We start from the raw sequence: 24,244 nt of genomic DNA, 5'->3' as shown, positions 1-24,244 counted from the left end.
GGGAGTGTCAACGTGGAGACAATGTTAAGTGCAACTGCTATTGCAAAGTTAAGAGATGGAAAACTGTTGTTAGCTACTACATATAATGGCTTATTTATTGAACAAGACGGAGAATGGAAACGAATTTTAAATGGTTTTCAAAAACGAATTAGGGATTTACATAGCGAAGATAATGTAGTTTATGGTGTAGGTGACGAAGGGATTTTTATTCGTAGTATGAATGGTGGAGAGAACTGGACAATTCAGCGTTTTCCAACAAAAGCAACGAGTTGGAATGTATGTAGCAATGTACAAGGAACTGTCATTGCTCATGGAGAAAAAACGCTGTATCTTTCTAATAATTTCGGTTCGACATGGGAGACTATTCATCCGTTTCTTGAGTATGGCAGTGCGGCACCGTCTATTCGATCGTTATTTTTATATAAGCATTACTTATTTATTGGTACGAAAATACATGCTAAATATGGTGGTGTTTGGCTCTTTGATTTGAAGACACGTAAATTAAAGAGGATTAAAATTGCGATGAATCAAATGATCTCCGCGTTGACTTTACACAATTCTTATTTAGTAGCGGCAAGTGGATCGTGCAAGGGAGTTAGCGGGAATATTTCTTATTGTAAAATAGATGAAAGTATTGCGAGTGAAAAAATATATTGGCATACATGTCAAAGTGAGCAGAAAGCAAGTAGTTATTTAGACTTAAGTGTAGATCAACATGTTTTATATACAACTTCAACACAAAATAAGGCGGGTATTAGTAGTGTGTGCCGTGTGCTTCTTGACGAAGGTATTGTTACAGTATGTGATTCAGTTAAAGGGCACGGATGGCGCATTGTTAATCAAAAAGATGGTTATGTAGTAGCCGGATCAGGCGAATTAAAAGCAATGCAGTGGGAACAAAAAATAATTTAAGAAAAAAACTTTACTTTTATTATATTGATATGATATAGTGTATTTAAACCATTTTACTTTTAATAATATAGAGATTTAAATGAGCTGTAACTTCCGAGGAGGATAGCAATGTTAAATCTCCTCAGGGGTTGCAGTTTTTTAATATCTGGCTTATTATTGTAAGGTGGTTGAAAATGAATATGTACATATAGGTACATTGTAGGAGGATTTTTTTCATGCAAAACGGTAAAGTAAAATGGTTTAACTCAGAAAAAGGTTTCGGTTTCATCGAAGTTGAAGGCGGAGAAGACGTATTCGTTCATTTCTCAGCTATCCAAGGCGAAGGCTTCAAAACTTTAGAAGAAGGTCAAGAAGTTACTTTCGAAGTAGAACAAGGTAACCGTGGACCTCAAGCTACTAACGTAAACAAGAAGTAATTTTTGAAAAAAGAAGGGCTCGCCCTTCTTTTTTTTGCATTTTTATAGATGTCCTCCTACTTACATATCATAACGAGACTGAATTTTCATTTATTTATTCGGAGTATTTTTGTATAAAGTACATGAATAAATAAATACTGAAAATAGAGTGTTTGTGTGAAAAGGAATTTAGAAAGAGGTAAATAAATTGAAAAACGCTACACATTTCATTGTGTTTGATATTGAGAGGAATTTCAGACCGTATAAATCAGAAGATCCGTCAGAAATAGTTGATATCGGAGCTGTAAAAATAAAAATAGGTACAATGAAGATAATTGAAGAGTTTTCGGAGTTAGTAAAACCAAGTGCACGATTAACTCGTCATACGACAAAATTGACTGGAATTACAAAGGAAGATTTAATTGGTGTAGAAAAATTCCCTCAAATTGTAGAGAAATTTATTCAGTTCATCGGCGAAGATTGTATATTTGTTTCATGGGGAAAAGAAGATTATCGCTTTCTATCTCATGATTGTGCATTACATGGTGTTGAATGCCCAAGTATAGAAAAAGAAAATAGAATTGATTTGCAAAAATTTGTTTTCCAAGCGTATGAAGAATTATTTGAACATACGCCAAGTTTACAATTTGCAGTAGAACAGCTCGGTTTAACATGGGAAGGGAAACAGCACCGAGCTCTAGCAGATGCTGAGAATACAGCAAATATACTTCTTAAAGTATATAGCGAGAGAGATATTCATAAACGGTACAAAAGACATGGCGAACTGGAACTTGTAAAGGACGGGAAACTAACGGAAAAAGCGAAAAAAAAGATGCGAAAATGGGTGTTTAAAGAACTAAAGAAAAATACAGAACGCTCTTTTGAATGGAGTACATTTGAAAGTAGTGACACGTGGGAAAGTATTACGGAAAGATATTATATAAGTGAAAATACAGTAGAACTGCTGAAAAAACATTTTCGTACGGCAGTGCGAAAAGCAGAACGGCAGATTAGGTATTTGGCTGAGATGGAGGAGAATGTAGAGGTTAAATGACATTCTCCTTTATTTCTAGCTACATAAATTTAACATCATTATATTGATGGATGAATAAAGTATTCATATTAAATAGGAATTGATTTGTTGTGATTGGGCCATTATAATTGCTTTGAAAATTAAGGGGCGGTAAGAATTTTTAAATACATTCATAAAATTAGAGCCCATAGAAATGAAAGAGGATACAGTTAAATGGAAGCAATCTTTAACATTGTAACAGTTGTAGTTTTGGGGATAATATTTACCACGCTATCAGCAGTAATTATACTTCCTTTCATAGCAAAGAAGAAGAATTGGAAAAAGCTTAATATATCTTTAAAGCGTGGTGTATTAAAGATTAAAATCGAAGAGTAAAATATGAGTTTTATACAAGGGAGGTGTGATAGTGATAGACTTGGATATTAAAGACGTCACCGTACAGATGGAATTAAACGGTGTCTTTTGGAATGAGGATGGGGTTGCTGAAATGACGGTGACTACAAAAGCTGAGCATTCTCTTCTTCTTCGTTTAGTAGTTGACTTAAAAAGTAAAACTATTAGGGCGACAAGTGCCGACATAGTAAATGGATTCTGCCCTCTGTGCAAACAGAAAAAGGACAAATGTAGTGAACTTAATGACTTGCAAAACAAAATGGAAATTTTAGAAGAAGCCTACGATTGGGTGAGAGAGCATCCGGAATATCGTTTTCAATTATCTTTTTACGAGTATAATAAATTTGAGGTAGTGAAGTGAAGTTTTCATTTTACCAACATACATAGTGACTACTCTAATGGAAATACGCTTGCACAACAAGGAAGGAATTTACTTGATTCTGCGACAATTGATATCTTGAATCAATAATAATTTTTAAAAATAAGCATATTTTTGTTATAAATCAGGAAAAACGATTCTATTAAGAATCGTTTTTTAATATAAACATCAACTAAGCTCAAAATAAAAGAGCGCTTATTAAAAGCGCCCAATAAAAACAGATATATGGAAGGATTTATTCAATCCCGTTCGGATCATACGAATACTGTTGCTTATTCTCAATCCGCTCAATCACATCTTGCAGCTCATCTGGCTTCAGAAACTCAATAGGAGAGAAGCCCTTTTCAAATGTAAGTGTGTCTGCTTCAATCATAAGTACATATCGGTCATTTACCTTCGCAATATGTATTTGATCCCCGAAATCAGCAAGTAACGCCTTCACAGAAATATGGTCTGCTTTTAGCTTTAATTCCACTTCAGGAGCATGCTCAACGATTTGAGCGGTAGCTTCCATTACTTCTTCGGTTGAAAATTGTTCCATAATTTCGCGTTTCGGACTGGCAGCCCATACTTCCATCGCTTGGTCGAATTGTTCGCGTTCTTCCGTACCTTCTTCAAATACATCTTCAATTTGGTCGTATACCATGTCCATTACTTGTGTTTTCATAATTTCAGGCATAGAGCGTTCATATTCGACGAATTTTAAGAAGTCTTCAAAGTAGCGGGCGTGTGATGCTTGGTGAATTTTTAATTCGCCCACTTCGACCATACCTTCTTCAGGCATGTACGGATATTGGATAGATTTCATATTCTTTGTTGTGATGGCCATTTCAACGTTACGAATCAGTGTTGATTCATCAGAAATAGAAGCCACCTTTGGTTCGAAGTCGCATTTCATTACAAATACGAATGGATCATCAAAGTATTTGCGTAGTTTTGCCTGAGCAATTAAAAATACACCACCGCGTACAGCGCTTGTGTCAAGATATGTATAAACGAGAGGTTCGCTCATATCTTTAAAGTTTTCCTTTGTTTCTGCAAAGCGAATACGATTAAAAAGGTTGTAATGAGGGTTTGAATCAAGTTCGTGCCCTTCCTCTACAATAAAGCGACCAATTTTTGTTGGGGCTTGTTCTGTTTTTGCATGACGTTCTACTTTTCGCTTCGATATTTTTAATAACTCACCATTCAAAAATTCTTTTAAGGAGCTATCTTCATATTCTTCAGCGTCTAAAGTTTGAAAATGTTTGTAGCGTTTATCAACTGCTTCACCTTTTCCTTCTACTTGTACAACATAAAAGGAAAGATAATTTATTTCAAAATCCATATTTATCACCTTGTTTCATTTCATTAACTCTTATCAGTATAGAGATGGAAAAAACTTTCGTCAATTTATATAAGGAAGGGGGAGCCCCTTCCTTTATATAATTTTTATCCCGCTATTTGCCGGGCGGGCTGCCCGTAAAAGCCCGATTGGTGAAGGTTGATTAAAGTTTCACTTTATTTTCTCGATTAAAATCCGTCTTCTAATGCTGCGAATGGAATGTTTAGTCTGTTTTCTACTGTGCGTAAACGTTGGTTTAAGCGGTTTAGTCTACGTGTATGGCGCTCAACTGTATTTTCTAGTTGACGTACTCTTTGTTCAAGCTCATTTACGCGTCTTTCTAATTGACGATTTCCAGTGCCAGGAAAAGAGATTGGAAGTTGGAATTGTCTATTTTGGTCATATGGATTCGTTTGCTCTGCGTGATCTATATAAGATTGGTATTGTGCTTGTAAGTCATACTGTGGTTGTTGGTACGCATATTGATTATATGGATCATATGGATTGTAGGGATACATAATAACATCCTCCATTTCTTTAAAATAGGTTGAATTCACCATAATGTATGTGCAAAAGCGGAGCGGTGGCACGGCAAATACCTATTTATGTTGAGGGATTTTTCTTTATAAAAAATAGCTTGAGGGTTTTTGATTTGTATTTCTTTTGCTTAATGGTATATACTGGATAAAAGGGAGAGTTTACATAAAAGTTACAATTCTATCAAACTCAAACTTTTATGTAAATATGTATAGACATTTGTAAAAGAAAAGAGTAATTTATATAGAGTGAAAAATAACTTGTAACATTTTATAAACATATTGTAAAATGATTGTAACAAAACATACATAAAAATGAAATAAATACATAATAGTGATGTTGGGGAAAGGGAGAGAGTATATTGTTCCGTAAAGTAAAGGGTATATTAGTTGGGGTGTTATGTGTAGCTGTAGTGAGTGGCTGTGGTACAAAAGTAAGTGATGTTGCATTGGTAAGTGATATTGGTGGGCACACTGTAGAGGCTAAAGCAGAAGTGCAGGATACTATTAGTTTAGTTGATGGTCGAACTGGTACTGAAGTGAAAAAATTAGATTTATCTGGTTTAGGCTATTTTGAAGATGAAGCGAAATTTAAAAAGTCTGTAACAAAGGTTGTTGGTGAGGTTGGAAAAAGCGTCGACAAAAAAATGGTTCCTTCACGTATAGCACCTGATGGAAGTTGGCAAGAAGGAAAACCTTCTTATGAATTAATGGAAAAAGAATTAGTAGATAAATTGTTAAATGTGGGTATGTGGGATGCTACGTATCAGTTGCCGATCGTGGAGAAAAAACCAGTCGCAACATTAAGTGATGCGCAAGGAAATGGTACGGTAATTGGTAGATATGAAACGAACTTAGGCGGTTCAACAGGTGGCCGTATTGAGAATATTCGTTTGTCAGCAGCGAGTATAAATGGAGTTGTGTTAGCAAAAGGAGACCGTTTCTCTTTTAATTCATTAATCGGTGATACAACACCAGACAAAGGATATCAATTAGGGAAAGAAATAGTTGATGGTAAATTAGTAGATGGATACGGTGGTGGTGTTTGCCAAACATCTTCAACTTTATACAATGCAGCAGATCAAGCTGGCCTGAAAATGGTGGAGAGAACTACACATTCTAAAACGGTAGGTTATGTTCCTCAAGGAAGAGATGCTACAATTGCATATCCATATTTAGATTTAGTATTTGAAAATACGAATGATGCACCTGTGAAGCTTTATATGGGCATTCAGGGTGGAAAGCTAGTTGCTGAAGTACATAAAATGAGATAAGCGTTAAAAAGCCCCCTTTTCTGAAAGTTAGAAAAGGAGGCTTTTTTTATTATGAAAATAAAAATGCATGTAAATTCTGACTTTTCTTATTTACATAGGATGATTTTAGTTGTATCCTTCATAGTAACGGTTATATGTAATGGTAAAATATAGGGATAAGGAGATGAAGTTATTCATGGTACGAATTCATCCGAAAACACGTATTGGTCATGTTGAATTTAAAGTGAAAGATTTAGAGCGTCAAATTGCTTTTTATGAGAATGTTGTAGGATTAGAGGTAATTAAGCAAGAGGGGAATAAAGCATATTTAGCAGGAAAAGGTAGTAAGAATACATTACTTGTTCTTGAAAAGATAGAGGACGGGGTACTGCAAGAACCGCGTACGACTGGTATATATCATGTAGCCTTTTTAGTTCCGACTCGTGAAGCTTTTGCTTCTGCGCTATTTGGGGTTCTTCGTAATAAGAATGTAATTGACAGCCCAGCTGAGCAAGAAGGGCGTTATACATATTCAAATGAAATTTTACCAATCTCAAGGTTTAACAGTGCAAGTGATCATACATATAGCGAAGCGTTTTATTTGCAAGATCTAGAGGGGAATGGTATTGAAATTTATGCAGACCGTCCGCGTGATCAATGGGGAGAAGGACCAGGAGGAAGTACGCCACTAGATTTAAAAGAGCTGGCAACACTCGTTGATTATGAGGCTGATGGATTACCTGCTAATACTGTCGTTGGGCACGTACATTTACGAATAGCTGATGTAGAGAAATCACAAGAGTTTTATGTAGAGACAGTAGGGTTTGAAGTGCAACAACGTGAAGATGACTGCTTATTCATTTCTGCAGGAGGATATCATCACCATATCGGTGCAAATACGTGGAACGGAGTAAATAATCCACACCCACCAGTACATGCAACTGGACTAAAGGTATATACAATTGTACTACCGCATAAAGAAGCGTTAGATGCAGTGAAAGAAAGATTAATAGAAAAACAACATGAAATAAATGAAACTACAAATGGGTTTACGGTAGTAGATCCAAGTGGTATTACAGTGCAGTTTGAAATAGAAGCAGTGTAAAATAAGCGAGAAAGTGTATAATCACTTTCTCGCTTATTTGTGATCATTCATAGCTCAATCCAATATCTTCTTACTACATTCCCATCTTCCTCAGTGAAATCATCATCACGAAGCCCGCCGTTATGTAAAATCGTTTTTTCAGAAGCGGTATTCACTGCGTCGCAAACGACAAGTACTTTCGTGATGTCTAATTCCTTCGTTTTTTCTAATGATAATGCTAGTAATTTCGTAGCATAACCTTTTCTTCTTTCAGAAGGGCGAATGCCATAACCGATATGACCGCCAGCGTTAAATAGATGTTCAGTTAAACTATGACGTATATTAACAGCTCCGACAATTCTATTATTATTTGTAACGAGCCAATATGTAGAATCTGGTACCCAAGTTTCAGGGATATTTATTCCGTTATGCGCATCGAGAAGTTCTTGAACCATAGCTGGGAAGTTAGCAGGATTTTTTGAGATAACCCACGGGATCATTGTTTCACCGCTATCTTTCCATTCGATATAGAAATCTAAGTATTCTTCTTGTAAATCAGTAGTAGGTATAAGTAACGAGACGTTCATTGTTAGTAAGCTCCTTTGTTTATGTAGTATTTATAAAAAAATTATGACACAAAATGAAAGCGTTTTCTTAAGTTTCTCAACCTAATTTCATGTAATTCACCTTTGATTTTTTAGAAAATTAGTGAAGATTTAAAATTAGAAGTTATTTATTTTATGTTAATATTTTAAATATTAACATAAAATGGTCGGAGTATTAAGTGTATTTTAGTGGTATTCCTTCATGTTGATAAATGGATGTTTGTGATAATTTTTGTTTTATCTATCTATAATGAATGAAAGGGGGAAGTGCCCGTGAGTGTAGATTTTGATTTTATTATACGAATCGGTGTTGCTGGCTTGTTAGGAGCAATGATTGGTATTGAAAGAGAAATTCGATCGAAAGAAGCTGGATTAAAGACTCATTTCCTCGTAGCGGTAGGAAGTGCGTTAATAATGGTTGTTTCGAAATATGCCTTTTCAGATATTGTGTATGAAGAGCATACGTCTCTAGACCCAAGTCGGATTGCAGCACAAGTCGTTAGTGGAGTTGGTTTTTTAGGTGCAGGCACAATTATTATTCAAAAGCAGGCGGTGAAAGGATTAACGACCGCGGCTGGTTTATGGGCTACTGCCGGCATAGGATTAGCAATTGGAGCGGGAATGTATGTAGTAGGGATTGGAGCGACGATTCTCGTTTTAATTGGTTTAGAAATTGTGAGTCGTATTTTTAAGGTGCAATTTTTATTTCCACAAAATATAACGGTGCAAATGTGTATAAATAAACATGAAGCGGTACAACAAATAGTAGAAACGCTACAAGTGAAAGGCATTCCAATAGTTTCATATGAGGTGGAGGCTTCACAGCAAGGTACAGAAACTGTTTATAAGGTAGGGATGCAACTGAAAAATATATCGTCAGAAGAAAAGAATGAGTTTATTCAGTATATGCAAACATTACCGGAAGTTACGTTTATAAAGTTAAAATCATAGTGTTGAAAACGAGGATAGATGTAGCAGGAATTTTGCTATTATCTATCTTTTTTGATATAAAACGCACATAAAGTCAAGTGCTAATTTTGCGCAGCAAGGATACATATGTGAACGTTCCCTTATTTTTTCTCAATACAGGACAAAAAGTAAAAATAGTAAAATAATGGAGCGGGACACTAAAAATGTAAGGTAGGGGAGAGTATGAAAGGCTATTCAAAAAAAATGTTAGTAGGGGTAAGTTTTGCTAGTTTAATGTTAGGGAGTTTTCAAGGGGTAAGTTTGGCAGAAGATACTAAGGGAGAGCAAGTTTCTTATCGAAATGTACTCAAAATGGAGCCAGTCGGTGTACAACTACCAGTACAAGAATTAGCTCATTCATCGAAATTGCTCGAAAGCAAGTCTTTTGAGCAAAGGATACAATTTGCTGATTTATCACAAAGACCGCCTGAGGTAAAAAAGGAAAGTAAGCAATTAGCTGTAGCGAAAACTTATACAATTGCTGAATTAAATCAATTAAGCAATCAGCAGTTAGTAGATTTACTTATAACCATTGATTGGGAGCAAATTACGGGGCTATTTCAGTTTAATACAGACAGTCTAGCATTCTATCAAAATGATAGTAGAATGCAGGCGATTATTGATAAATTGAAGCAGCAAGGACAAGCCTATACGAAGGATGATTCAAAAGGGATTGAGACATTAGTAGAGGTATTACGTTCAGGATTTTATTTAGGATTTTATAATTCGGAACTTAGTAAATTAAATGAACGGAGTTATCATGATAAATGCTTACCTGCATTAAAAGCGATAGCTAACAATTCAAATTTCAAGCTGGGTACATTAGAGCAAAATAGAGTGGTATCATCATACGGAAAGTTAATAGGAAACGCTTCGAGTGATGTGGAAACGATAACATCGGCTGCAAAGATTTTTAAACAATATAATGATAATTTCTCTACATTAGTAGATAATCTTTCAGCTGGAAATGCTATTTACGATATTATGCAAGGTGTTGATTACGACATTCAATCGTATTTGTACGATACGAGGAAAGCACCGAAAGATACAGTATGGTATCAGAAAATAGATAGTTATATTAATGAACTAAGTCGTTTTGCATTAATGGGAACGATTACCGCAAAAAACGGTTGGCTTATTAATAATGGCATTTATTATACAGGTAGGCTCGGTTCGTTCCATAGTACAGGAACGAAAGGATTACAAGTTGTAACAGATGCGATGAAAATTTATCCGTATTTAGGGGAGCAATATTTCGTAGCTGCTGAGCAAATCGCGACGAATTATGGCGGAAAAGATGCAAATGGTAAAGTGGTGAATTTAGATCAAATAAGAGAAGATGGAAAGAAAAAATATTTGCCAAAAACGTATATGTTTGATGATGGGGCAATTGTTTTAAAAGCTGGAGATAAAGTGACAGAAGAAAAAGTAAAACGTTTATATTGGGCGGCAAAAGAAGTGAAGGCACAATTCCATCGTACGGTTGAAAGTGATCAACCTTTAGAAAAAGGAAATCCTGATGATGTATTAACGATGGTTATTTATAATAGCCCAGCAGAATATCAGTTTAATCGTCAATTGTACGGATATGAAACGAATAACGGTGGTCTTTATATAGAAGGAACAGGTACGTTCTTTACTTATGAGCGTACGCCAGAAGAAAGTATTTATAGTTTAGAAGAATTATTCCGACACGAGTTCACGCATTATTTACAAGGTAGATATGAAGTACCAGGGTTATGGGGTCAAGGGAAAATATATGAAAATGAAAGATTATCTTGGTTTGAAGAAGGGAATGCTGAATTTTTTGCAGGGGCAACGAGAACGGATAATGTTGTACCGAGAAAGAGTATTATAGGAGGATTATCTTCAAACCCAGCAGAGCGTTATACGGCAGAGCGAACGTTAAATGCAAAGTATGGAACATGGGATTTCTATAATTATTCCTTTGCTTTACAATCGTATATGTACAATAAGAGATATGATATGTTTGATAAAATACATGATCTTATTAGGAAAAATGATGTAACAGCATATGATGCATATCGCTCTACATTAAGTAAAGATGCGAATTTAAATAAAGAATATCAAGATTATATGCAAATGCTATTTGATAATCGTGAGAAATATAACGTACCATTAGTATCAGACGATTATTTAGCAAATCATGCACCGAAACCAGTTTCAGATATTGCGGCAGAAATAACGGCGGAAGCAAAATTGAAAAATGTATCAGTGAAGAAAAATAAATCAAAGTTCTTTAATACATTCACACTACAAGGAACATATACAGGAACTGCAGCAAAAGGAGAATATGAAGATTGGAAAATAATTACACAAAACGTTAATGATACGTTAAAACGTTTAAGCGCAAAAGAATGGACAGGCTATAAAACGGTAACAGCATACTTCGTAAATTATCGCGTGAATGCATCAGGACAATTTGAATATGATGTTGTGTTCCACGGTATTAATACAGAAGAAGGTGCAGAGAATAAAGCGCCAGTTGCGGTTATAAACGGTCCGTATAGTGGAAATGTGAATGAAGCAATTTCATTTAAAAGCGACGCATCAAAAGATGAAGACGGGAAAATTACTTCATATAAATGGGAGTTTGGAGACGGTACTGTAAGTAATGAGCAAAATCCAACTCACGTATATACAAAAGAAGGAGCGTATACAGCGAAATTAACAGTAACAGACGATAAAGGAGCAACTAATACTGCTACAGCGACTGTAACTGTTCAAAAGAAAGAAGATAACAGTTTAGAAAAAGAACCGAATAACTCATTCCAAACAGCAAACAAACTGCAGTTAAATCAAGTTTTACGTGCTAGTTTAGGAAATGGAGATACAAGTGATTTCTTTGAAATTAATGTGGAGACTGCTAAAAATCTTCAAATTAACGTAACGAATGAAAATAATATCGGAATGAACTGGGTACTTTATTCTGAAGCAGATTTAAATAATTATGTTACGTATGCTCAGCAACAAGGGAATAAACTAGTAGGTAGTTACTACACGTATCCAGGGAAGTATTATTTACATGTGTATCAGTATGGTGGTGGAACAGGGAATTATACGGTGGAAGTAAAGTAGTAAAAGGGGAGTTGTCTTTTTCAATGAACGGCACAAGGTCTGTACTTTAATGAAAAAACAACTGTAGGAAATGTCCCTAACGATAATAACAAATTAAGTGTCGAGAGATGCTATATTTACATTAAACAAATCTAATTAGTAAAAGAGATAAACTATTATTTCATCCAGATGTAAGAAAAGTTATAAATATTAAGTGCGTTTACTGTAATTAAACTAAAGGATCAGAGTGTATCTGTAACAATAGATAAGCTCTGACCCTTATTATTTTATAAATTTAAGATAATTAATAAGTAAGCTAGCTAGCGGGATTCTTAAAATTCATTTATATAATTAACTAAACAGAAAATTTTTATCACATTGGCAAGGGATACTAATAGAAAAGCGTGTCCCTTTACCTAATTCACTCTCTATCTCTATATCTCCGTTTAATTCTCTAATAATACTATAAGCAATCATAGTACCAAGCCCAGTTCCTTTTTCTGTTGTTGAATAGAATGGCAAAGCAATTCGTTTTATTTGTTGAGATGACATCCCAATTCCTGAATCAATAATATCAATTATGATATTTCCTTTTACTTTTTGTATATTTATTTGTAATAATCCACCATTTTTCATAGCCTCAATTCCGTTTTGGATGATGTTGTTTAGACAGAGTTTGAATTTTTCGGGGTCCCCATTTATATAAAAGGAATCTGTACTGTTTTGTTTGATTTCAACTTTGTATGATAGAGCGAGTGGTGAAATAGTATCTTTCACCTGATTTAAAATGTGATTAATATCTATTTTCTCTTTTAGGGTGTTCTGTGGTTTGGTTAAAGATAAATAGTTATTAATAGTAGATTGTATTTGCTGCATTTCAATTAACATGATTTCTAAGTATTGATCCTGAGATAGCTTAGAGGCATGTTTTTCATTTAATAATTGAGTGAATCCATGTACCGTGGTTAGTGGATTGTGGATTTCGTGTGCAATTGACGCCGCTAGTTCGCTAGCTATATAAAATTTTTCAGCCCGTTGCAGTTTTTCTTCCATTTTATATTTCTCAATCATTCCCTCTATTAAATAAACTGATAATAATACTGTGAAAATATTAATGACTATATAATTTAATAAAAATTCTATGAGAGTAGAGTCTATTTTCCCTCCTGTATTTATTTGAGTTACAATACCGCAAATAGAAAGTGAAGTTGTACATACTAAAATAAGGAGTAAGCTTAATAATACTTTTTTTTCTTTAATATACATAGGTAATAGGTAACGAAAGAGCATTGTTATACCAAAAATAATAGTGAAGATAATAAATGATGGAAGAACGCCATTTCCGCCTAAGTAAAACCGATAAGAAAGATATAAAATTCCTATAAAAATAATGTTTTTTGTATTTCCATATAGAAAAACTAATATAATAGGAATAAAACGTAAATCATAAATAAATCCCACATGTAAATGAAAAGGAAAAGTCATACAAAAAATAATAGCAATGGAGGAAAGGATAGAAAATAACATATTATTACATGTTGTTTTTTCTTTAAACTCTAGCCAAAATACGTGATAGCTAAGGATACAAATTATTATAATAAAGGTATTTAATAAAAGAGTAGAAATTCCCATAGTTTTGCATCTCCGATAGTTTGTAAGTAGAATTATGTATGAGTTGGACATAGATGTTTAGTATTAGTAGACTTTTTGTCTAAAAAAGGAAGGGTACTTGAAAAACATGCTGTTATATTACTCGTATTAAAATTGATAAGGAAAATAGAAAAAATCTATTTAAATTTATGTACATATGAAATTATCAACTAACTTTTGTATGGGTAAAATCGGGATTTAGTTACTGATAAAATAAGGTTTTTAAAGTATGAATATTCTGTGAAAATGATATGCGTGGTGACTTCTGTTTTGTAGCCTCCGTTATATTAACATGGAATATATCAAATTACAAAGTGAAATTTTAGAAAAATTTTATTAGTACATTTTATCTGAAATAGAAATGCTATTTATGTGAGTATTTTGGTACTTACTCGTATAAAACTTTGTTAGAAAAAGACTTTAAAATTTACATGTTTTTTATGAAGCGTAATATTGTAGCTTTATCTATGTGGGGTTCTCAATAACTGTTAATACAAAAAGTTAAGATATATAGTTTTATAGATATGAATTATTACATAAAAACGCACTTGGAAAAGGATGTATGATGGTAATAGAATACAAACATCAAGGGGGAACTTAAAATGAAGTTAAATAAACTAGTGCTTAGTTGTGGAGTAGTTTCAGCATTAACACTTGGTGTGTTAGGGAATAATACTTATGCTGAAGAAGTACACAAAACGAATGATCCAATTCATGTAGTTGAACATGTTTCTGCAGACTTATTATTAACCCAAACAATGGATTATAGTGGCGAGGCTGAAACTTCTTTCGTATATGATGGGAGTACTGACTTAAGCTTCTCTATGAAAAATAATGGTCAAAATACAATGGGATATAGTGTAAAAGGTCCAAATACAGAGCTAATTGTTGGTGGTTATATAAAACCTGGAGAACAACAAATTAATGTTACAAATGTACGGAATGCTTTATCTCCATTACCGAATGGAACATATAAAATTTACGTTTCAAATGATGATGGTTCTAAGGGGCAATTCCAAGTTTCAGTAAGATCTATGAATTAAATTTAAAACGCTTTGTTTTTAAGTTAATTTAATCTTTACTTATTGGAAAGAAGCTAAATTGAATTGAGAATTACCGATAAAAATGAAAACGAGCACCTTATCTAATTGTGAGAGGGTGCTCTTTTTTGCTATTAAACAGAAAACAATTACTTCCAACTACCTATAAATATATTTTGATATTTTCATTGCTAATCTACTAGTTTGTGTCAACGAGAGAATGTCTACTATAAAAGATATTAAAATAAAGATGATGTAACATTCAGCTAAATTATATGGGGAAATAGAAAAACCACTCTTATATGAGTGGTTTTTAGTAATTATTTTTAGGTTATACATTTAAAATTAGGCTAAGTTATAGAAATAATAAACATTTAATCCCGCATTAACTGGCAGTAAGACTCCCACCTCAAAATTCAGCGGAAGCAAAGAAGTTAGGTGGGGGTCGGGCTGCCAGTAAATGCCCGATTGGTTCAACTAATAATCAGTGGGGGATGAACAAAACCCCCACTGATTAAAGTTTCACTTTATCCGTTGTGATTATTTTGGTTCTGGATAATGATTGTAGTAAGAGATTCTAATAAATTCTTGGTAGACATTTGTTAATTTGGCATCTCTAAGAGCATCGTTGAATTTTTGCATACGTACACTACCTTGAGCGTAGCCTCCACCTGGGGCATAAGGGTTTCTAGCTTCAAAGTCATCCAAAAATACTTTTAATTTTTTATAGTCTTGAGATTGATAGAAAGCCACGGCCTCTTCAGGAGTGACATCAAAGTAAGAGGATGATGTTGAGTTATAAGAAGCTGCTTGAGCAGTAGGTGCCTCTAGCATAGTTGCAGCTCCACCGAACATAGTAAGCGCCATAGAAGATACAATAATTTTTTTAAACATAATAAAACCTCCATGTAGAATATTGGACTAATAGCATTCCTGTAATCATTATAGTTACATTAAAAATGATTATCAAATGCAATGTTGCATAATGTATCCTGCTATTTGTGGGCAGTAAGGCTCAAAGCAGAGAAGTTAGATGGGGATCGGGCTGAATAAAGTTTTACTTTATTCTTTGAATGAAGAGTCACCCTTATATCTCAATGAAGGAGCGTAATAGAGAATTAATAGATTAAAAGAGGTGTATAAATTACTCGGATTAACAAGAAAATGAAAAGGCTATTTTTAATAAGGGGAAGGTTAATAGAAGATTAATAACTGGAGCAAAGGAATTGCTATTTATATATTTAACATACATATTTGTCTTTTAAATTGTAGGCGTGTTTTAGAATTTGTATATAGTAAATTCGTTAAAAAACTTGATAAATAATAAAATGTGTAAATTTTTTGACTATTTCATTAAAATTATTTAATATTTGTAATTTATTGTTTTATAATGATAATCGGGTCGATCGTGAATGTTTTAGATATTGCGATATATACTCGGATTAATTTATTCTAGGGAGGTTACAAAATTGGGTAAGAGAGTCATTATAAGAGTTTTTACATTATTATCAGTACTGGCATTATTCCTTAATGTATTTTTACCTAGGGCTAGTGCAGAGGTTATGACGCACGAGAAATATTCAATGAACTGGAGTTATAGTAATAGTTTAGGAAAGCACATTCGAACTGAAATGATTAAAAATTCAAGTGGTCAAATTGCTTATTGCTTAACTCTTGGACTAAAATCACCAAATGGTGAAGATCTTCCTGAAATGGGGAAAACAGATAATGTAGTATATAGGCTCCTATTAAACGGTTTCCCGCAAAAAAGTGTTCAGCAGTTGGGAGTAGCTAATCAGAATGAGGCACACTACGCAACTCAGCTTGCAGTTTGGAATGCATTAGGTCAACTTGATGTAAATGAATTAAAACATGAGAATAAAAATGTTGAAAAAGCAGCTAAGGCTATTATTAGTAATGCTAATAATAGTGAGGAGACTCAAGATGTTTTTATGAATGTGATTCCTGCTGAAAAGCAAAAAGCAGAATTAAAGGGTGAATTCTTCGAAACAAATCTATATTCAGTACAAACAAATGCTAAGGGTGGTTCTTATAAAGTAGTAGCAAAAAATGCACCTAATGGAGTAAAAATTGTTAGTGAAAATGGTGAAGTGAAAGATCAACTTTCAGTTGGAGAGAAATTCCGTATCCAAATTCCTAAAAATACTAAAACAGGTGAATTTAATCTAAGTGTTGCTGCAAACTTAACAAAAGTTCAAGCAATTGCTTACCGTGGTACGGATACTGTTCAGAATGCTACAGTACTATTAGAAAGAAATGAAGAAAAGCTTAGTAGTGATCTTGCAGTAAATTGGGAAGCAGCTGGTTCTTTAAAAATTAAAAAGGTTGGAGAAAATGGAGAAGTTTTAGCTGATGCAGTATTTGAGGTCTTTAATGCAAATAATGAATCAGTTGGAAAAATCACGACTGGTGCTGATGGTATAGCAGAATTAAACAACTTACCAATTGGTACTTACACATTAAAAGAAATTAAAGCACCAACAGGCTATGTTTCAGATGATAAACCACAAACTATTGAAGTTAAGACAGGAGAAACAGGAGCTGTCCAAATAGTAAATAACAAAGTAAAAGGTAACATCGAAATTAAAAAGCTTAGTGATTCAGGAAAGGTTTTACCAAATGTTGAATTCACAGTCTTCACTGAAGATGGTAAAGAAGTGAAAAAAGTAGTAACAAAAGAAAATGGAATTGCAAACGTTGAAGGTCTTACGTATGGTAAATATTATTTCTTAGAGACACAAACACCTAATGGATATATTGGAAATAAAACAAAGTATCCTTTTGAAATTAAAGAGCACAATAAAACACTTACTTTTACAGTGGAAAATACAGAAGTAAAAGGTAGTGTAAAATTACTTAAAGTGGATAATGAAGATGTTAGTAAAAAATTAGAAGGTGCAGAATTCGAGCTAAAAGATGCAAGTGGAAAAGTAATTGGTGAATATAAAACAGATAAAAATGGTGAGATTAACGTCAAAGATTTAGCGTATGGTAAATATTCATTTGTAGAAAAGGCTTCTCCAAATGGTTATGTTCTTGTTAAAGAACCAATTATGTTCGAAATAAAGGAACATGGAAAGATTATTGAGTTATTGGCAGTTAATCATCTTATCAAAGGTGATCTAGAAATTACAAAGGTAGATGTAGCTGATGGAAATAACAAGCTTCCAAATGCAGAATTTACGATTTATAACGAAGCAGGAAAAGAAGTAGTAAAAGGAAAAACAGACGATAAAGGAATCGCTAAATTTGAAAAGTTACCATTTGGAAAATACACATATAAAGAAACTGTTGCACCAAAAGGTTATGTATTAAATGAAGAAACGTTCTCTTTTGAAATTAAAGAGAATGGTCAAATCATTAAACACATTGTCAAAGATGAAAAGATTCCTTCAATAAAAACAACAGCTACTGATAAAACAGATGGTACAAAAGAAATGCACACGTCTAAGTCTGTAACAATCCAAGATAAAGTGGAATACAAAGATCTACAAGTAGGTAAAGAGTACACTGTAAAAGGTAAATTAATGAATAAAGAGACTAATAAACCATTAGTTGTAAATGGTAAAGAAGTAACTGCTGAAACGAAGTTTACACCAACAGAAGCAAATGGTTTTATTACACTAGATTTTACTTTTGATGCAACTGGTTTAGAAGAAAAAGAAGTAGTAGTATTCGAAGAGTTACTGAAAGACGGAAAAGTTGTTACGACACATGCTGATATCAATGATAAAGGTCAAACAGTTAAGTTCGTTAAGCCATCAGTAAAAACGACAGCTACAAACAAAGCTGATGGTGGAAAAGAGATTCATTCAAAGGATTCTATCACTATTCAAGACAAAGTGGAGTATACTAACTTAGTTGTAGGTAAAGAGTACACTGTAAAAGGTAAACTTATGAACAAAGCTATTAACAAACCATTATTAATTGATGGAAAAGAAGTAACAGCTGAAACGAAGTTTACTGCAAAAGAAAAGAACGGTTTTGTAACATTAGACTTTACTTTTGTTGGTGCTGAACAGCAAGGAAGAGAAGTAGTCGTGTTTGAAGACTTATTACATGAAGGTCAAGTAATTGCAACTCATGCTGACATTAATGATGTAGGTCAAACAGTTCGGTTTGTAGAACCTTCTATTAAAACGACAGCTACAAATAAAGCTGATGGTTCTAAAGAGTTAGACGCTTCTAAATCTGTAACAATCCAAGATAAAGTGGAATACAAAGACTTAATCGTGGGTAAAGAGTACGTTGTAAAAGGTAAACTAATGGATAAAGCAACAAACAAGCCATTATTAGTTGATGGTAAAGAGGTAACAGTAGAATCTAAGTTTACTGCTAAAGAGAAGAATGGTTCTATCATACTAGATTTCACATGTAATGCTTCTGCATTACAAGGTAAAGAAGTAGTAGTATTTGAAGAACTGTATCAAGATAATATATTAATAGCTATTCACGCTGAAATTGAAGATAAGGGACAAACAGTGAAATTTAAAGAGGTAAAGCCGGAACAACCTAAACCAGAACAGCCGAATTCGGATGAAAATACTCCAACACCAGAGCAACCTAACGAGCAAGTAAAAGAACAACCACAACCTAAGAAAGAAATCCAATCTAAAATTGGATGGTTACCACAAACAGGTACTAATCTTACAAGTTGGATCTCTATGGCTGCAGGAGCATTACTGTTAATTGTTGGTGGAGTGATTTTCTTAAAACGTAAAAATGCATAGAAATTAAAAATAAGCACATCTGTTTTTATAACAAGATGTGCTTATTTTTATCATTTTAGCCAAGAAAACTCCTATATTTAAGTCTGAATGGCATTTAAAATAGCAACTTTATTTGTAGTAAATAATATATAATTTTGTTTTACTGTTTTAATTAAAATACGGTCTGTTGTCCCATAAGCTGCTCCAATACGTATTACATCTACGTCTTCAACACCAGCATAGGTAGCATCTTCGGTAACCTCAATCACATCACGTAATGGAATTGTAATCTCCGCCAATTGCCATGAAATAATTAACTCTTCATTTGTTTTTTTTACATTAATGCCTAGCATTATACCAAGACCCTTCAACAATAATATGCTACACTTCTAATCTCATTATATAAATTTTTAGATTTTTTATCTATATGTAGCCATAGAATTTATTTATATTTGTGAGCATCTTAATGATGTCAAACAAATAGAAGGATATACAGTCTTTCTATTAAGAAATATGTTAAGAACAAAAGTTCACTTCAAATTAATATGAATTTGATATGGTTGAGATATTATGAACGAGAAACAGTAAGAGTTGCAGGAAGGAAATGAATAATGAGACTTAAATTAGTAGGGATTTTCAGTTGTGTAATTATGATGTTAGGTATTTTTATAATTTACACCAATCAATCTATTGGTAAAGAACCAGATAAGACGAACTATGAATCTCGTGAAAACTCCATAAATAAAGAGAAAGATAGTAGAGGAAAAGGGCAATCAAAATACAATGAAAGTTCTTTTGCTAGTATACAGGCTGTAGTTAATAAGGAATATGGATTACCCGAAGACTATAAACCAGAGGATTTAGTTGTACCAAATGTACCATTCTCATTTAGTGGAACGGTAGAAAAGAGCCACCTCCGTAAAGAGGCGGCAGAAGCACTGGAAAAGTTATTTGATTTAGCAAAGCAGGAGGGGATTCAGTTAAATGCTGTTTCGGGATTTCGTTCCTATGACTATCAACAACGACTGTATGCGAACAATGTGAAAAGAAAAGGACAAGAGCATACGGATCGCTTCTCGGCAAAACCAGGACATAGCGAACATCAAACAGGGTTAACAATGGATGTTTCTTCTAAAAGTGCGAACAATGAATTAGAGCTATCTTTTGCTAATACGAAGGAAGGAAAATGGCTGAAAGAAAACGCGCATCGTGCAGGGTTTATCATTCGTTATCCTAAGGGGAAGGAAAGTATTACAGGTTATGCATATGAACCTTGGCATATTCGCTATGTAGGAGATATTGCTGAAAATATATATGGACAAAAGCAGACTTTAGAAGAATACATGAATCTATGAAAATAGAATTGAAGAATTAAACGGGCTATCAATAGACGTGAGATTGTAAAAGGCAGGGGATATAAATTAAGGTGTTTTTTAATTTTTTTAGTGAAGAGGGAAGGTATCCCTCTTCTTTTTTCATTCCTTGTAAAATTTGAGGATGTCTTAGGGGAGTGAAAAGATGGATTGTGTAGGTGTATTAATAAAGGCTACTTTCGATGGCTTCTGGAGATGTTTTTTGAGGGAATATATTCATTGCAGCAATTGACTATATTATAGGAGCATTCACGTTGGGATATAACAGAGAATTATAGAGTAAAGTAGGATTCAAAAGCATTGTTAACAATGTGGGTGTTATAAGTTATTTTCCTATCAAAATAATTAGTTTTTGTTCAAAATTTAAGAGTGTTATTTTATTATATCTAGTAACTATTTATATTATTTAATAATTACTTGATTTACTATTAAGGTGATTATCTTACAAAATTGTAAGGTTATTTTAATTGACACTCGTATGTATAAGTAACTATACTAGTTACACAATGTTGGTGAGTATATTTAATAATCTTTATCTATAAGTGTATGTCCGAGGATTATTTTTGGAGCAATAATTCGATTTTAAATTTATTATCTGATATATATTAATATAAACAACTTAATCTATTCTTTATTCAAGGTCGTATTATTTAAAGATTAATTATAAATGATATATTTACCAAATTGTAATAATTTGATAGAGGTGTTACATTTTGAAATACAAATTAATTGCTACAGGAATTCTTGCTGGAAGTCTATTAACCTACTCATCTAATACATTTGCAAATACTCATAAGTTCCCAGATGTTCCTGCATGGGCGGACAAATCCGTTAATTATTTAGTTGATAAACAGGTATTGAATGGCTATCCAGACGGAACGTTCGGTTCAAATGACTCATTAGACAGAGCTTCGGCTACAAAAATTATGACAAAAGTTTTAGGTATACAAATTGACTCTAATGCAAAACCATCATTTACAGATTCACAAAACCACTGGGCTACTCCGTATATTGCTGCTGCTGAAAAAGCTGGTATTGTTAAAGGTGAGGGAAATGGAATCTTCAATCCATCCGGAAAAGTAACTCGTGCTGCTATGGCTACGATGCTAGTAAATGCATATAAACTACAAAGCGCAGCAAATCATAATGAGCAGGTTAAATTTGAAGATTTAAAAGGGCATTGGGGAGAAAAATATGCCAATATTTTAATCGGTTTGAAAATTTCCAATGGTACTGAGAACGGTTGGCAACCAAATAGATTTATAACACGTGCTGAAGCTGCTCAACTTACTGCAAAAACAGATATGATGCAACATCGTCCCCAAAACCCATTAGAAAGCAAAACAATCATTATTGATCCTGGACATGGTGGCGAAGATCCTGGGAAATCCACAAAGGGATTACCTGAAAGTAAGATTGTACTAGACACTTCTTTACGTCTACAACAATTACTTGAAAAGCATACACCATTTACAGTTTTATTAACTCGTCAATCTGATAATAGACCGGGGCATGATCAAAAAAGTTCTTTACAGGAACGTGTTAAATTTGCTAAGAAAAATCAGGGTGATATCTTTATAAGCGTACATGCAAATGCTTTTAATGGTAATGCAAAAGGGACAGAAACATATTACTATAAATCTTCTAAATCCGAAAAAACAAATCCTCATGTGGAAGAAAGTCGTGTTTTAGCAGAAAAAATTCAAACACGTTTAGTAGAGGCACTTCAAACACGAGACAGAGGAGTTAAACATGGAGACCTTCATGTAATAAGGGAAAATGACATGCCAGCTGTGTTGACGGAACTGGCGTTTATAGATAATGGTATTGATTACAGTAAATTATCTACGGAAGATGGCAGACAAATTGCAGCAGAAGCCATTTATGAAGGAATTTTAGATTATTATGAATGGAAAGGAAATAATGTATCTGAATATAGGCTGTAATAAGTAATTGAAAATATAGTAATTCTCGAAATGAAGAATTCTATAATTTTTTTGTATTTTTTTAAACAATAATTTTAAATTTGTATTTAAAATTATTGTTTAAATTTTTATTTTATGTTTTAATATTATTGATAATAGTTATCAATAATAGTGAGAGGAAGATTAGTGAAACATGTGTTTTTAGTTAGTGTCATAAAAGTTAATGAATTTCTATATTGTATGGCTATGAATCTATCTCTATTTTTGCGAACTAGAAATAATATATTTATATCTTTTAAATGTTTAAGAAGGAGTGGCTGTCTGTATGAAAAAAGCAAAAGAAATAGCTAAATGTGTTGCGGTAGCGTCCGTTATTATGTCTGGATCATTTAGTTTACAAGCAACATCTGCATTTGCAGATTCTAAAGGAACTGTAGAAAATCTTCAAAATGGTGGGAAGGTCTATAATAGTTTTAAAACTACTTATGACATGAAGCAGAATATCAAAAATTCGATAAAGGTTTCTTTTATTGAGGATCCTTACGCAGATAAAAAGATTGCAATTGTGACCACTGATGGTAGTAATATTGATGCTAAATATACAGTTAATAGTGGATACTATAACGCAGGCTTAAAATGGCCATCAGCTTATCATACTGAAGCAGAAATAACAAGTGGTGATAGTGCTCAGTTCCATAAAGCTGCCCCAGTTAATACAATGACTTCAGCAAAGGTCACTTCTGAGGTAGGGTATACACTTGGTGGAAGTGTTAAAGTAGGAGTAAATGATAAAGGGCCAAATGCCGATGCAAGTATCACAGGTAGCTTTGCTTGGAAAGAAAGTGTATCTTATGATCAAGTAGATTATAAAACGGTATTAGAGACTCACACAGATAAGAAATTAAATTGGAAAGTAGGATTCCAATCATTTAATTTCCCAGAGTGGGGAATTTATAATCGTGATTCATTCAATACTTTCTATGGTAATCAACTATTTATGAAATCACGTAGTTATAATGAAGGGACGAATAATTTTGTTTCAAAAGATACAGTACCAGCTTTAACAGGATATGGTTTTTCTCCAAACGTAGTAGCGGTTATTACTGCTGATAAAACAGAAACTACATCAGATTTAAAAATAACAAATCGTAGAATTTCAGATCAGTACAATATTGAGTGGGTAAGTTCAAAATGGTGGGGAACAAATAATAAAGATACATATAATGAATTCTTTACGAACCACTATAAATTAGACTGGAAAAACCATCAAGTTACTCTTGATAACCAAAAATTCCTTGAAGAACAAATGAATAGTATCAACAGCGTGAATGATAAACTTAACAAAGGAAAAGGGAAGTTATCTCTTTCAATGAATGGAAATCAACTCAAAGCTACGTCTAGCAATGCTGGTTATGGTATCAGTTATGAAGATAAGAATTGGGGTATCTTTGTAAATGGTGAAAAGGTCTATACTTTTAATGAAAAATCAACTGTAGGCAATATATCTAATGATATTAACAAATTAAACATTAAAGGACCTTATATCGAGATTAAACAGATCTAGT

Annotated in this window: 20 protein-coding genes; 14 read left to right on the top strand and 6 right to left on the bottom strand. The window is 33.3% G+C overall.

The window, feature by feature from the left end; genetic code table 11:
• The first annotated feature begins 12 nt into the window (after positions 1–12).
• From DOS87_RS19890 to DOS87_RS19870, 5 genes are all read left to right on the top strand, one after another.
• Complete coding sequence (locus DOS87_RS19890) at positions 13–912, top strand: WD40/YVTN/BNR-like repeat-containing protein (protein ID WP_000449483.1); 900 nt, start codon at positions 13–15, stop codon at positions 910–912.
• A 215-nt stretch (positions 913–1,127) separates the two neighbouring features.
• Entirely contained in the window at positions 1,128–1,328 is a 201-nt protein-coding gene (gene cspB, locus DOS87_RS19885; protein WP_001179150.1) for a cold shock-like protein CspB, read from the top strand.
• Between the two features lie 187 nt (positions 1,329–1,515).
• Positions 1,516–2,361 carry an exonuclease gene (locus DOS87_RS19880; RefSeq protein ID WP_000786425.1) on the top strand — a complete coding sequence of 282 codons (846 nt, stop codon included), beginning with the start codon at positions 1,516–1,518 and terminating at the stop codon, positions 2,359–2,361.
• 192 nt (positions 2,362–2,553) lie between these two features.
• Positions 2,554–2,715, top strand: coding sequence for a hypothetical protein (locus tag DOS87_RS19875; RefSeq protein ID WP_000387294.1), 162 nt, complete (start codon positions 2,554–2,556; stop codon positions 2,713–2,715).
• 31 nt (positions 2,716–2,746) lie between these two features.
• Entirely contained in the window at positions 2,747–3,094 is a 348-nt protein-coding gene (locus DOS87_RS19870; protein ID WP_000566111.1) for a hypothetical protein, read from the top strand.
• A gap of 253 nt (positions 3,095–3,347) precedes the next feature.
• Here DOS87_RS19870 and DOS87_RS19865 read toward each other — a convergent pair whose 3' ends face one another.
• Entirely contained in the window at positions 3,348–4,439 is a 1,092-nt protein-coding gene (locus DOS87_RS19865; RefSeq protein WP_000345047.1) for a DUF3900 domain-containing protein, read from the bottom strand.
• A gap of 185 nt (positions 4,440–4,624) precedes the next feature.
• The gene (locus DOS87_RS19860; protein ID WP_000283708.1) at positions 4,625–4,954 is read right to left on the bottom strand and encodes a hypothetical protein; all 330 of its coding nucleotides are present in this window, start codon (positions 4,952–4,954) and stop codon (positions 4,625–4,627) included.
• Positions 4,955–5,334: 380 nt separating this feature from the next.
• Between DOS87_RS19860 and DOS87_RS19855 the strand changes: the two genes are divergently transcribed.
• Positions 5,335–6,246, top strand: a complete 912-nt coding sequence (locus DOS87_RS19855; protein ID WP_000488994.1) for a VanW family protein — start codon at positions 5,335–5,337, stop codon at positions 6,244–6,246.
• 175 nt (positions 6,247–6,421) lie between these two features.
• On the top strand, positions 6,422–7,330 hold the full coding sequence (locus DOS87_RS19850; protein WP_000251641.1) for a VOC family protein: 909 nt from the start codon (positions 6,422–6,424) through the stop codon (positions 7,328–7,330).
• Between the two features lie 47 nt (positions 7,331–7,377).
• On the opposite strand, the gene DOS87_RS19845 is transcribed toward DOS87_RS19850, so the two are convergent.
• The gene (locus DOS87_RS19845) at positions 7,378–7,896 is read right to left on the bottom strand and encodes a GNAT family N-acetyltransferase (protein ID WP_098578227.1); all 519 of its coding nucleotides are present in this window, start codon (positions 7,894–7,896) and stop codon (positions 7,378–7,380) included.
• Positions 7,897–8,187: 291 nt separating this feature from the next.
• On the opposite strand from DOS87_RS19845, the gene DOS87_RS19840 reads away from it, so the two are divergent.
• Entirely contained in the window at positions 8,188–8,865 is a 678-nt protein-coding gene (locus DOS87_RS19840) for an MgtC/SapB family protein (RefSeq protein WP_000109726.1), read from the top strand.
• Positions 8,866–9,066: 201 nt separating this feature from the next.
• A complete protein-coding gene (gene colA / locus DOS87_RS19835; RefSeq protein ID WP_000679516.1) occupies positions 9,067–11,982 on the top strand; it encodes a collagenase ColA in 2,916 nt (971 codons plus the stop codon).
• Positions 11,983–12,312: 330 nt separating this feature from the next.
• Here the strand turns inward: colA and DOS87_RS19830 are convergent, their stop codons facing one another.
• Complete coding sequence (locus tag DOS87_RS19830; RefSeq protein ID WP_000513024.1) at positions 12,313–13,593, bottom strand: sensor histidine kinase; 1,281 nt, start codon at positions 13,591–13,593, stop codon at positions 12,313–12,315.
• Between the two features lie 620 nt (positions 13,594–14,213).
• Here DOS87_RS19830 and DOS87_RS19825 point away from each other — a divergent pair.
• Complete coding sequence (locus tag DOS87_RS19825) at positions 14,214–14,654, top strand: hypothetical protein (protein WP_000773517.1); 441 nt, start codon at positions 14,214–14,216, stop codon at positions 14,652–14,654.
• Between the two features lie 537 nt (positions 14,655–15,191).
• Here DOS87_RS19825 and DOS87_RS19820 read toward each other — a convergent pair.
• A complete protein-coding gene (locus DOS87_RS19820) occupies positions 15,192–15,545 on the bottom strand; it encodes a hypothetical protein (RefSeq protein ID WP_000473481.1) in 354 nt (117 codons plus the stop codon).
• 575 nt (positions 15,546–16,120) lie between these two features.
• Between DOS87_RS19820 and DOS87_RS19815 the strand changes: the two genes are divergently transcribed.
• Entirely contained in the window at positions 16,121–19,402 is a 3,282-nt protein-coding gene (locus DOS87_RS19815) for a VaFE repeat-containing surface-anchored protein (RefSeq protein ID WP_000520175.1), read from the top strand.
• Between the two features lie 77 nt (positions 19,403–19,479).
• Here the strand turns inward: DOS87_RS19815 and DOS87_RS19810 are convergent, their stop codons facing one another.
• Positions 19,480–19,734: a SunI/YnzG family protein gene (locus DOS87_RS19810; protein ID WP_000900690.1), complete on the bottom strand. Its 255-nt coding sequence runs from the start codon at positions 19,732–19,734 to the stop codon at positions 19,480–19,482.
• 258 nt (positions 19,735–19,992) lie between these two features.
• Between DOS87_RS19810 and DOS87_RS19805 the strand changes: the two genes are divergently transcribed.
• The 3 genes from DOS87_RS19805 (at position 19,993) to hlyII (ending at position 24,243) form a co-directional block, all read left to right on the top strand.
• Positions 19,993–20,736 (top strand): M15 family metallopeptidase, encoded by a 744-nt coding sequence (locus DOS87_RS19805; protein WP_208730118.1) that lies wholly within the window; start codon positions 19,993–19,995, stop codon positions 20,734–20,736.
• Between the two features lie 731 nt (positions 20,737–21,467).
• Positions 21,468–22,700 carry an N-acetylmuramoyl-L-alanine amidase gene (locus tag DOS87_RS19800; RefSeq protein ID WP_000875666.1) on the top strand — a complete coding sequence of 411 codons (1,233 nt, stop codon included), beginning with the start codon at positions 21,468–21,470 and terminating at the stop codon, positions 22,698–22,700.
• 304 nt (positions 22,701–23,004) lie between these two features.
• Positions 23,005–24,243, top strand: coding sequence for a hemolysin II HlyII (gene hlyII / locus DOS87_RS19795; protein ID WP_000709372.1), 1,239 nt, complete (start codon positions 23,005–23,007; stop codon positions 24,241–24,243).
• Position 24,244: the final 1 nt, after the last annotated feature.

The sequence above is a fragment of the Bacillus sp. CR71 genome, from assembly GCF_003429245.1.
GTDB classification, from domain to species: domain Bacteria; phylum Bacillota; class Bacilli; order Bacillales; family Bacillaceae_G; genus Bacillus_A; species Bacillus_A thuringiensis_S.
The sequence above is the reverse complement of the archived record's forward strand: the minus strand, read 5'-3'. Positions and strand labels throughout refer to the sequence as shown.